The organism is Paenibacillus sp. Y412MC10, assembly GCF_000024685.1.
GTDB classification, from domain to species: Bacteria; Bacillota; Bacilli; order Paenibacillales; family Paenibacillaceae; genus Paenibacillus_AQ; species Paenibacillus_AQ lautus_A.
The window spans coordinates 2,891,656-2,903,642 of the sequence record NC_013406.1; the positions used below are offsets into that span (position 1 = coordinate 2,891,656).

The following is an 11,987-nucleotide window of genomic DNA, read 5'->3' on the forward strand; positions in this document are numbered from 1 at the left end:
GAGTGACCCCATCCAGCCCTCTAAGCCCGTCGGGACGTCGCTGCATTAGGTGTTCGGCAAGCCTCACAACTATAAGCAGCGACTCTAAGGGGCCAGGACGTCGTGAATACAAGAACGTTAGTCGGAAACTCTCAAAACAATAGCAACAATTATGATAATACCTCTAAATATTGAATAAAACATTAGGAATATAAAAACATGAAAAGGTTCTCTGTTCAGAAGTCAGAATGGTCTGATAAACGTGAAGAAGACTATAAAAAAGAATGTTTTAATATAGTGTATGAATTTGGTCATAAATTGAATGTTGAGGATGACCGAGTATTTTTAATGATGAGTGAAATGAATATTGAAATATTGAAACCATTAAAGTTCGGTTCATTTTGGTATGAAACATGGCTAGAGATCAGAAAAATTTATAAAATAGATTAGTATAATAATGATTGAACGAGAAGAAAATGAAACGAGAATTTAAATCGAAACTTTATAACGACCATGTATTAGGAGAGCATCGCCTAACATAGTATCTACGCTTCGGGCCATCGGGCCCTCGGTTCGCAAGATGAGGGTAACAGAGAGGTTTATTCAGCCCCCAACCCTGTGAGGCTAAGTCCGTCGGACCCGCGCTGACGCTCCTTTAAGCCTCTCGTGTTCGTGGATACAATAACGTTAGGCGAAATCATTATAAAGAAGGAAACCATTATATGAACATTAGGGGAATTATCCTTGAAGGGTTTTCAAACGCGGGTAAAACATCGCTTCTTAAAGCGATAAAACAATATCAAGCGATTGACGAATCAGCCGAGTTGAGCATTGTTATACTTGGTGAACATTATTCTCAGATTCTGAATAATGTTCATGGGGAGTTTGTTCGATTATCAAGATATCAACATCTTGAACTATTAAGAGATAGAGTTGATATGCTAAAGAATTTAAATGATTGGGCGATTAATTTAGGACCCTGGAAAAGAAAATCTAGAGGACTCTTTTTTGTATTAGAGAGGTTCCATTTAAATCATCGAGTCGCATTCTCGGATTCAGAAGATACAGAAATAACTAGTATTGAGAACGATTTAAATAAAATAGGAGCTAAATGTATCTTGTTAACTATATCTAATGATATTGTTGAAGAAAGAATAATGAGCAGAAATCCAAATAACTGGATTAACAAATCAAGAGAAGATATTGATGTGGCGTGCAAAGAATTAATCGAAACCCAAAATAGACTCAGAATTCAATCGTCCAAATCAATGGTACCAACAATTGAAATAAACACTGATAATAAAGAATGGGATAAGTATGCAAGATTAATCATGGAAGAAAATGACTTCGCCTAACATAATATTCACGCTTCGGGGCATTCGCCCCTCGGTCCGGCCGGAGTAAGAAGAGGATTCGGGGAGGCAATTGACATTAGCAGGGAAACGATTTCAGTCGGACGCATACGACTAAGTCGTGAACACGAGAACGTTATCTGAAAGATACGCTTATAAGTGAGGGTGATTCGTTTGAAGCAAGGACAGATTGTGTTCTTGAACGGAACTTCAAGTGCAGGAAAGACTAGTATTTCTATGGAACTGATCAATCAGAAAGAGATTCTTTTTCATCATTTATCCATAGATGATTTTTTTCATAATTTCAATGATCTTATTAATAACAAATTTCCAGATTTAAAACCAGTAAAAGAATTGGATGATGTAGTTATCGGACAAATAATGTTTGATCCTATAATCTCCATGTATTACGCCACAATTAAACTGTTTTTAGAATATGGTCTGAATGTAATCGTCGATACCGTAATCGAAAATGACAAGTGGTTTAATGATTATCTTGATGTACTTATTGATTATCCTACATTATTCGTAGGTGTAATATGCTCGAAAGAAGAACTCACAAGAAGAGAGCAACTCAGAGGAGATCGAATGATTGGACTAGCAAATTCCCAGTTCGACAAAGTATATTGCTTTAATGAATATGACCTTGAAGTAAATACTGAAGAGTTGAATCCAACAGAATGTGCCGAAAAGATATTAAATTTTATTAAGTCCGATCAGGATTACTCGGCATTTAAGAAATTAAGTAAAAGAAATGTTAGTAGTTCATAAAAGGCATACCCATCAGATAACACCATATTCACGCTGTGGGGCTATCGCCCCTGGGTTGTCAGATGAATAATCATGGAAGAAGCTCAGTCAACAAACGACCCAGCCTAAGATAAGAGCTATCTAAGGGCGGGGTCGTTTCGTGAATACAGAAACGTTATGCGCAATTACCGTAAATATTAAAGATAATATTTAAGGAGATCATTTATGAAAGGTAAGATACTCTTATTATTTTTAATTACGATAGTGTTTTCATCTTGTCAAAATATTAGTCAATCGACTACCTTGAACAGCGAAACAACATCAATAGTGAATTCTGAACTGCCACCTGATGTAGCGAGTACAGGTAATGGAACAGAATCGAAAGAAATAACTGAAGGTCGGTCAGATCCTTCTAACAATGAAGTGTTAACCATGAGCATTGGGAACCTTGATTTGAAAGGAGAATTTTATGATGAAATGCTTCGAAATCCTATAGATCATGATTATGAGGTGGAATTTAATGAATTTCAAAATTCCAAAGAGATTATTACAACATTAGAATGGGGGGCGTTTGAAAGCAAATATACAGAGATTTGGGATGATGAGTTAGATCATATATATAAAAAGCTTCTTTCTAAATTGGATAGAGAACCAAGAGAAGCACTAATTGAATCGCAGAAAGAATGGTTACAGTATCACTTAAGGGAAACAAAATTTGTAGAGAAGACATTTATTAATAATGGTTACCTTGGATCACAAGGGTCGGTAAGCCTAGGCAGGGTTATAAAGGAGAGGATTAGGGAAAGAACAATGCAATTATTTGAATATCGATATTTACGAGATGGTGAAGTTGAGTTTTTATACCAAAGTAAAAAATAGAGTTGGAATCTTGTTCAAAGGTTTTTAGGTGATGCTTCGAAGACAGTAACGGCGCATAACAATGTATTCAAGCTGCGGGGCTATCACCCCTTGGTTGTCAGATGTATAATCATGGAAGAACACTCAAACAACATACGACCCAGCCTAAGATAAGAGCTATCTAAGGGAGATGGGCGTCGTGAACACACAGAACGTTATGTAAAATCAGCCTAAATACAGAGGAGAATGTGAATGATAATTCGTGAAGCTGAAACAAATGACGCCGAAGCTATTGAACGACTATATAAAGAGTTGCTTCCAAACAACACAAAAATAAAAGTGTTGGAAGATAGAATAGAAGAAATTAAACAAGATCCTAATAGTTTCTTGTTCATTTGCGAAGTAGACCAAGAGATCGTTGCAACTGCACATCTGCATCTATGTTTAGATGCGTTGATAGAGTCACGCCCTTTTGGGGTTGTAGAACGTGTAATTGTATCTGGAAACAGACAAGGTCAAGGTTATGGATCGCTCATTATGAAGCATATTGAAGAGCTGTGTATTTCAAGGGGTTGTGTTAAGGTCTTTTTAACCAGCGGAGCTTCGAGGAAGCAAGCACACGAGTTCTATACAAAGTTAGGTTATGACGGTGATTCGAGTAAAGCCTTTAAGAAGTACTTATAATTTTTGAAAGTTTTTCGAAGATGAGGCAGACATCACATAACATCATATTCCCGCAGCGGGGCGTTCTCCCTTGGTCCGCCAAGAGCGAAGGGATTTCACTGCGGAGCGAATTCAGAGGTGCAGGGAAGCGTTGGCGGACAACCCTGCGAACCTAACCGCACCGCAGCCGGTCCTTCAGCCTTAAGGTTGTCGGGTTCGGGAATACAGAAACCTTATCTGAAAGCTAGGCACTAATATTTTATCTAGAGGGTGGCTGCAATGACGCAAATTGAAGAACATTTTCAAGAGTTCCCTGTTCTTGAAACTGAGCGAACAAGATTAAGAAAGATAAGTTACTCGGATTTGGATGATATGTATAGTTATTGTAGATTTCCTATGGTATCGAGATATACCGTTTGGGACACTCATCAGTCACTTGATGATACAAGAGCATTTATTGAATTTGTGTTAAACCGTTATGACACACAGAAAGTAGGACCTTGGGGGATTGAGCACAAACAAGCCAAGAAACTAATCGGAAGTTGTAGTTTTGTGAGTTGGGATAATCGAAATAAAAGAGCAGAGCTTGGTTATGTATTGTCAAATGAATATTGGAATCAAGGATACATGTCCGAGGTAATTAGAAGGATTTTAGAGTTTGGGTTCAATGAATTAGGATTAGTTCGAATTGAAGCAAGATGCCATCTGGGTAATATCGGATCCGCCAGGGTAATGGAGAAGACTGGAATGCGATTTGAAGGGGTATTGAGAAGGCATATCTTAGCGAAGGGTGCATTTCAGGATGTAAAATTGTATTCAATAATTAAAGACGATTTTGCAAGTGAACTCGAAGAAGTCACGGATATCAGATAACACCCCATCCCGTATCACGACTAAAGCCCCATGGTCCGCCCGAAGTGGGAGCAGGGAAGCGGAATCAGGCGGACACTTCTGCGAAACTAAGTGGCATAGCCACCCAGCCCTACGGGCCTTAAGGTTATCGACGTCATGAATGCAAGAACGTTATATGAAAGAGCTTAAATATATTATGAAGGTGAGTTCCATGTGGGTATACAGTTCAAAAAATGGACTTGATCAAATCGATTTTCATGATTGTATTATTGAAGTTATTAACATCGAACACAAACTGATACTCAATTTAGAATCGGTAAATGTACTATCTGAACATAAATTAAACCCATACGATGTTGCAAAGAATACTGATAAATGTACATTGGAATTCTACAACGTTGAAAGCTATGAATCAGGAATATTTGATAGAAATGAAGAAACAAAAACGAATATTGATTTAACTAATAATAAAGATTTTGAAATACTTAAACTAGATATAATTGAAGAAGGAAAACGAAATTTATACAGGATATTTGGAGTTTCAACTTCTTATAATAATGAATTCTCTGAAATAATAATTAAAGCAGAATATACTATAATTAATTGGAATGATTATATAACAGATGCATGGTTTGTTGATTGGCCAATGAAGTGATGAAGTTTGTAGGAAAATTCTAAGAAAAATCCAATTCATATAACATCGCATTCCCGCTGCAGGCTTACACCCCTTGGTCTGCTCCGAGGTGTTTCGGAGATGAAGATGCTGGCAGACACACCTGCGGCCCTAAGATTTAAATCTAAGGGCCTCGGCGGCGGGAACACACAAACGTTATTAGAAACTGCCGAAACCTGATAAAAACCTAAGAGCGAGGGAATCATCATGCCCAATGTGTCTGTCAGATACATTCATAAGAATGAATTAAAATCAACTACTTTTGCTATATAAGCATTTAAATGCAGATGATCGGAGAGGTATTTCAGCAGACAACCTCTTTTGGAGTTCAACGTTATCCGAAATCTTTGCAGGTAAAGAATAAGGAGAAGAGTAGATGAAAAGAGGAATTAGTTTTGAAATTCCAAATGAATACGGAAGATTTCTCGAAGATATCTTAAAACCGTTTAAAGTAGAGGATTATGATTGGTGGATTGGTGGGGAAGAGTCATACATTATACTAGATGGCAAACTGGATGCACTTTTTTCAGGTTTAATTGAATGTATGGAAGGTGAAACACTAAGAAACGTTATAAAGAACAATGATTATTATTTAATATTTCAAGATCTTAAAGCTTTTCCTAAAGGCAGTAAACCAATTGAAATTAAAACTTACGACGAATTTCTCAAAAGCAACTGCGAATTGGCACTATTAGTTGTCGATAGTTCTTATACAACAATCTATTGCAAGAATGACGAGTTAGTAGAAGGGCTGTATTCTAACGCAAGAAATCAGGACTATACAAATATAGAATACATAACCGACGAGAATGATTTCAGAACAGGCCTTACTGTATGGTAAGGAATTATTAATGCAAGTAAATTAGGAGGCAGAGACATCGGATAACATTATATTCCTACATCGTCGCTGACGCTAATTGATCGCCAAGTGGGATATCGGAGAAGCTTAATCATGCGACACAATTAACCGGCTAAGTCTATCGACCCGGCAACTTAGTTGCCTTAAGCCGTTTGAACATTAGGAATACGCGAACGTTATCAGACATAATTTGCACGAATACGAGGTAATTAAATGAAAAAAAATATCGCAATCATACTGATGGTTGGATTGATAATAAGCATGTACTTCAACTATCAATTCAAAGAGTACAAAGACAATCAAAAAGTTGATTACACTATTAAACTAAATCATGGAATACAAATTGGTATAAAAGAATCAATTCAGAATTTAGATTATGTGATAAAAAGCTTAGAGGACAATTCTTCGAAGGAAACAGTCATTTACACATTAGGAAATTTGGCAGTATCTTTGAAAGTTGGTGAAGAATCATTCACTTTTCTTGATTCCGATTTCAAGGAAGATAAATTATCATCAACATATTTAATCTATAGTGTGTTTAGAGATATGTATTGGTATATAAGAGCAGATATCACAGACGACATTTTATCGAATAAGGTGTCGCTTGAAGAAGAATCGAGAAATCAACTTATTAAGGATATAAGAGTTCTTAAACATGATTTGGAGTATATTGATAGTCAATTTGACGAGGATATTCTGAAAGAACAAAGTCCTAAGTGGATTGAAAATAAATGGAAAGAATTAATTGGAGAGATTGTAAGTAGAAATACAGATTTTAAGTTATATGAAAGAATCAGAACGAAGTACAATTTATAAGTAGTACTACCTAACCGCATTGCGGCAAGTCGCTGCACTCCTTACCTATTTGGATCATTCATTCTTGTACTTTTAACTTACATTAATAATAACCACAAGAGAAAGTAAAAACCCACCCTAAGGTTGACCGCCAAAGGTGGGTTTCCGATCGTAATAAGAAGGGATTACCCATCCAAGCCAATTGGATGGACCGAGTGTTAGCGCACTTGGTCTTTATTAAATATAAAATACCATAATTGAAAAGATGTATCAAAGAACTAATTGAGTTAGAGAACGATATATAGACTGAAATTGAAAGTTATTCGAAGATGGCATACGCATCAGATAACATCGTATCTACGATCCGGGTCGTTCGGACTTGATTCGCGAGAAGTTGTAGGCAGAGAAGACTGGTATAGGGATCATAAGGATTATTTAGATATCAAGGAACAGTATGAGACTCTTTTTTTGATTGGAAGTAAAGAGGTCTTTGTAAACATTTCTATTGATAGTGAAGAAGTAAGGGATGAAGGAAGAAACTTATATCTACGTTATCCAGGTTATCATGCTCATGAACATATAGATTATTATGAAAGAAGAAAACACACTAAAGACTATAAGCCGGTTGGATGGTCTCTATGCTTAGATTTTTATGATCGTGAGCTTTGGGAGAGATGAACATCTCCATAATATTCATGCGGCGGTGCTTTCACCCCTTGGTCGTCCGAAATAAATAAAATTGTACACATAAGGAGATAAAACAATGACAAACAACAAATTACTAAGAATGGACAATGTGGGCATTGTTGTAGAATCCCTTGATGACGCTATCTCTTTCTTCGAGGAGATTGGCTTGAAGCTCGAAGGGCGAGCCACGGTCGAAGGTGAATGGGCTGGTCGCGTAACCGGACTGGGTTCTCAGTCCGTAGAGATTGCTATGATGGTTACCCCAGATGGCCACAGCCGAATTGAGCTTTCGCGGTTTCTCACCCCACCTACTATATCAGATCACCGGACTGCTCCTGTAAACGCCCTCGGTTATCTACGCGTGATGTTCACCGTGGAAGACATTGACGAAATGGTATCCAGACTCACTAAGCATGGTGCTCAACTCGTTGGCGAAATCGTTCAGTATGAGGACTCGTATCGGCTCTGCTACATTCGTGGAACCGAAGGAATTCTAGTCGGTTTGGCGGAACAACTCGGTAACAAATAAGTAACTGACGTTTTAATAAACGTCAGTTACGGAAATATACATTTTTGGAGTATAAATAGATAAAGAAAAACAGTGAGAAAGTAACTCAAAGAAGTCAGATGCACCATATTACAACCATTAAAGCATCGTGCTGACGTGAAACGAATGATGGTCTTATTAAAACTTTAACCGTTATCTGAAAGACATACGAATCTTAAAAAAAACATAAAAAGGAAGATTATATGAAGCGAATAGATGTTGCGTATTCATTGCTTACGGATAAAGACAGAACAAAAATCCTCATGGTGAAGAATCACAAAAACGGTACTTGGTCATTACCAGGTGGAGGCGTTGAAGAAAACGAGACCTTAGAAGCGGCTGCAGTCCGCGAAGCAAAAGAAGAAACGGGATTTGATATTAAAGTCCACGGTGTAGTGGCTATCAATGAAGCAATATTAACAAAACATGATGAACACGTAGTGTTTATTACTTTTAGAGCTGAAATAATAGGCGGACAACAAGAGATAACTAGACCATCCGAAATTAGTCATGTTGAATGGGTAGATATTGATAGAGCAGATGAATTTATGCCTTATTATCAAGAAGGATTAAAAAATATTGTAAAAAACGAGATTGAAATCAAGTATTTTAATGAAGGAAAAGTTTGAAGGAATTGTAAAGTAAGTCGGGGAGGACAAGTCCTTCAAATAAAACACCATATTTACGCATTGAACCGTTCGTTTCTCGGTCTGGTATGAGGGATTTCAGGGGAGCGGTCAACCTGACAACCCTGCACTGGCTAAGTCCATCGGATCCGGGTATTCGCCCCTTAAGCCAGTGAGGGTTCGTGAATATAAAGAAGATATCGGAAATCAGCGCAAACCACAATTCCTCATCATAAGGTGGTGAGACTTTTGATAAGTAAGTTCAAAATCGAAGATGAACAGCTTATTTTATTCATACAAAAAAACTACGGAATTCTTATTAAGGATATTGAATTTATTCCGGTCGGGGATTCGGCGTATTCCTATAAAGTAAATTGTATTGACGAACAACAATATTACTTGAAGTTATTTGATCATCATAATGATAGACAAAGAGAGGGAATACGACGACTAAATTATTACCTGCCTTTGACTTGGGACCTTTATCATCAAGGGTTGTTTATAAACATTACTCATCCAATAAAGAATTGCTTTGGGAGTTTATTTACTAAATTACAAGACATCACTATAGTTTTATTTAATTTTATAGTTGGAGAGACCTTGGCTGAGGCATATCCTTTCTCAGATGAGATTCTTGTAGGAATTGCAAAGTCCGTGGCTACATTAGAACAGATTACTTCGCAAGTGAATCGGACTTTATTACCAAAGGAATCATTTGATATCACTTTCGAATCCGATCTTTTGAGATGTATTTTGATCCTTGAGAAATCCAATCTGAACAATTGCTTAAAACAATCACTGCGAGAGCTTGTTTTATTAAAGAAAGAACAAATTCTTTCTTCCATGAACGTAGTTAGAGAAATTCGGAATTCAGTTCACATCAATGCTAGCCAACTTGTTTTGTGTCACGGTGATATGTGGGGTGGGAATATCATATATCACAATAATCAGTTGTTCTTTCTAGATTGGGAATCGGTGATCTTAGCACCACCCGAGTATAATTTATTTGGCTATATTGATTCGAGTTTCTACATCTTTATATCTTCCTATATTAAACAGTTGGATCGAAAAATTCAGATTAATCTGGACTTGATTCGCTTTTACTCTTATCGTGCACATCTTCGTAATCTATCTAACTGGGTTATGAATATTCTATTTAGGAATAAAGATGACTCTCAAAGTATTAATGACTTAGAAATGATTCGAAACCACTGTTTAAATCGATTTGATCAAATTGAACCCAATATAAGAAACATTAGAAGAGACATAGTAAGTTGAATACTTATTCGAAGAAGGCGCTGACATCTTAATAACAATGTGTTCACTCATCGGGGCATACGCCCCTCGGTCCAGGCGGGAAGTCGGAGAAGTAATTGCCGGCTAAATTCGCACCACCTAACCGCATCGCGGCGCGGCCTTTCGGGCCTTATGGTGGTGGAGTTCGTGAATACACCAACTTTATTAGCCATGGGGGAGAGTGCGATTATAACCAATCTAAAGAATAGAAGAACATTTATTGTCCTCATACTCGTTATAGGGGCTGTATATTTTGTTCTAGGTGATATGAATGGTTTCATGAGTAAGTCAAACTTGAATAAAGAAATTCAGGTAAAACAAATCTCCAGCACGGAGATGTCCAAAGCACTATACACCAGAAAAGGATCTGGTGCATATATCGATTGGATAGACGTTGAATTAAATCAGGATGAAATCAATAATATTGTAAATTGGATTAATTCTGTACCTGATTCAGATCGTATAGCGTTGAATCAAATACCATCAAACACCAGCATTAGTGCAGGGATTGTTTTTAGATTAAAGACCGGAAGAGAAATAAGAATTCAATATGATCTTGAAAAGATATATATTACAAGAACAGATATATGGACTAGGCAAATGATTTATACAATCGATCAAAAAAACTTACGGGATTTCTTTGATCAACAACTTAAAGGGTTTTATTTTGGAGAAGACAAGGTAAATAAATCTTGAAGGTGATCCCAGAAGCCCGCCCCACATCATAGGCGTTGACCTGAACCGTGATGAAGCGACTGAGGAATTGAAGCGCAGTCTTTTTAAAATCGATCGAAGCACAGAATTGATGAAAGGTCCGGCCATTAAGAATGTGGCCGGACCTTCGTCGTTGTTTTGACACTTTGGAATCTGGAGGATTAACTCGGTTCAATATGAACATGGACGTCGTAAACGCCGTGCGTTTCTTTTAATTCATGCTCCACCTGGTCCGAAATATCATGGGCAACCCGAATGTCCAGATTGGATTTGACCAGAATGACGATGTCGACCACCGTGTTGCTCCCGTAATTTCTTGCCCGAATGTCTTTGACCCCTTTGACGCCAACCACTTGTTTCACGGTTTCTTTGTAGCCTTTGATGATGTTCTCATCGAATCCGTCGGTTAAATGATGAGAGGCATCGCGGAATATATCCCAGGCGGTTTTGCATATCAGAAAACCTACCACTATGGCCGTCAGCGGGTCGAGCCAGGGAAGTTGAAACTGGGCGCCGATGATGCCGACAACCGTGCCGATGCTGACCCAAGCGTCCGAGAGGTTATCCTTCGCGGCCGCCATTACGGCTTGGCTGTTAATTTGGCTGGCAAGACGCTTGTTATAGCGGTAAACGCCGTACATGACAATTGCACAGCCGATCCCGGTCCAGGCGGATATGAGATCAGGCGATTCGTGGGGACCTTCAAACATGGAAGATGCGGCCCCGAACAATACCTGGATCCCGACGGCCATCATGATGAAAGAGGCGATCAAGGAGGCCACCGTCTCCGCTTTCCAGTGTCCGTAAGGATGATCCCGGTCCGCAGGTTTTTGCGATAATCGTAGTCCGATCAATACGGCAATGGATGCCACGATGTCGGTAGCATTATTTAAACCGTCGGCACGCAGAGCTTCGGAGTTCGCCGAGTACCCTATCAATAGCTTGATTGCAGATAGACAAATATAAGCAATGATGCTGATGATCGCACCTTTTTCACCCAATTTTAAATCCTTGTAACGTTGCTCTTCCACGTCTGGCCGACTCCTTCCGCACACCCCTAAAAATAGTACCTGACTATAATACCAATCCACGCATGGGTGGGTCTAGAGCAACGTTTTTTCCTGTCGCTTAATATGTGACAAGGGGCAAAAAATGTTGCGCCGGACTAAGAAAGATAGATTCCGGTAAAACGCAAAAAATGCCGGCGATGCGCCGGCCGTAATTTGTTGTATATATCAACCGTAGATAGGCAGCCACAATCGAATATCCGCCTTTCGTAAGCTATCGATTGTTTCTCCGAGATTTGCGGCGGAGGATGCTTATCGTGAGCATGATG

General features: G+C 38.4%; 14 protein-coding genes. 13 read left to right on the plus strand and 1 reads right to left on the minus strand.

The annotated features are described in order from the left end of the window. The first annotated feature begins 198 nt into the window (after positions 1 to 198). The 13 genes from GYMC10_RS12695 to GYMC10_RS12755 all read left to right on the plus strand — a co-directional run bounded on the left by GYMC10_RS12695 (position 199) and on the right by GYMC10_RS12755 (position 10,633). Complete coding sequence (locus GYMC10_RS12695; protein WP_015734815.1) at positions 199 to 429, plus strand: hypothetical protein; 231 nt, start codon at positions 199 to 201, stop codon at positions 427 to 429. Between the two features lie 272 nt (positions 430 to 701). Next, on the plus strand, positions 702 to 1,334 hold the full coding sequence (locus GYMC10_RS12700) for a hypothetical protein (protein WP_015734816.1): 633 nt from the start codon (positions 702 to 704) through the stop codon (positions 1,332 to 1,334). A gap of 171 nt (positions 1,335 to 1,505) precedes the next feature. Continuing rightward, positions 1,506 to 2,102: a chloramphenicol phosphotransferase CPT family protein gene (locus GYMC10_RS12705; protein ID WP_015734817.1), complete on the plus strand. Its 597-nt coding sequence runs from the start codon at positions 1,506 to 1,508 to the stop codon at positions 2,100 to 2,102. 204 nt (positions 2,103 to 2,306) lie between these two features. Next, positions 2,307 to 2,960 (plus strand): lysozyme inhibitor LprI family protein, encoded by a 654-nt coding sequence (locus GYMC10_RS12710; protein ID WP_015734818.1) that lies wholly within the window; start codon positions 2,307 to 2,309, stop codon positions 2,958 to 2,960. 231 nt (positions 2,961 to 3,191) lie between these two features. Continuing rightward, entirely contained in the window at positions 3,192 to 3,623 is a 432-nt protein-coding gene (locus GYMC10_RS12715) for a GNAT family N-acetyltransferase (protein WP_015734819.1), read from the plus strand. A 258-nt stretch (positions 3,624 to 3,881) separates the two neighbouring features. Continuing rightward, the gene (locus tag GYMC10_RS12720) at positions 3,882 to 4,475 is read left to right on the plus strand and encodes a GNAT family N-acetyltransferase (protein WP_015734820.1); all 594 of its coding nucleotides are present in this window, start codon (positions 3,882 to 3,884) and stop codon (positions 4,473 to 4,475) included. Between the two features lie 154 nt (positions 4,476 to 4,629). Beyond that, positions 4,630 to 5,109, plus strand: a complete 480-nt coding sequence (locus GYMC10_RS12725; protein WP_144374224.1) for a hypothetical protein — start codon at positions 4,630 to 4,632, stop codon at positions 5,107 to 5,109. Between the two features lie 394 nt (positions 5,110 to 5,503). After that, positions 5,504 to 5,968, plus strand: a complete 465-nt coding sequence (locus tag GYMC10_RS12730) for a DUF2691 family protein (protein ID WP_015734821.1) — start codon at positions 5,504 to 5,506, stop codon at positions 5,966 to 5,968. 231 nt (positions 5,969 to 6,199) lie between these two features. Further along, the gene (locus tag GYMC10_RS12735; protein ID WP_015734822.1) at positions 6,200 to 6,802 is read left to right on the plus strand and encodes a hypothetical protein; all 603 of its coding nucleotides are present in this window, start codon (positions 6,200 to 6,202) and stop codon (positions 6,800 to 6,802) included. 742 nt (positions 6,803 to 7,544) lie between these two features. Further along, positions 7,545 to 7,997 carry a VOC family protein gene (locus GYMC10_RS12740; RefSeq protein ID WP_015734823.1) on the plus strand — a complete coding sequence of 151 codons (453 nt, stop codon included), beginning with the start codon at positions 7,545 to 7,547 and terminating at the stop codon, positions 7,995 to 7,997. A gap of 221 nt (positions 7,998 to 8,218) precedes the next feature. After that, complete coding sequence (locus GYMC10_RS12745; RefSeq protein ID WP_015734824.1) at positions 8,219 to 8,644, plus strand: NUDIX hydrolase; 426 nt, start codon at positions 8,219 to 8,221, stop codon at positions 8,642 to 8,644. A gap of 237 nt (positions 8,645 to 8,881) precedes the next feature. Further along, positions 8,882 to 9,919, plus strand: a complete 1,038-nt coding sequence (locus tag GYMC10_RS12750) for a phosphotransferase (RefSeq protein ID WP_261979705.1) — start codon at positions 8,882 to 8,884, stop codon at positions 9,917 to 9,919. 165 nt (positions 9,920 to 10,084) lie between these two features. Further along, positions 10,085 to 10,633: a hypothetical protein gene (locus GYMC10_RS12755; protein WP_261979706.1), complete on the plus strand. Its 549-nt coding sequence runs from the start codon at positions 10,085 to 10,087 to the stop codon at positions 10,631 to 10,633. A gap of 179 nt (positions 10,634 to 10,812) precedes the next feature. Here GYMC10_RS12755 and GYMC10_RS12760 read toward each other — a convergent pair whose 3' ends face one another. Further along, positions 10,813 to 11,682 (minus strand): cation diffusion facilitator family transporter, encoded by an 870-nt coding sequence (locus tag GYMC10_RS12760; protein ID WP_015734826.1) that lies wholly within the window; start codon positions 11,680 to 11,682, stop codon positions 10,813 to 10,815. Positions 11,683 to 11,987 lie beyond the last annotated feature (305 nt).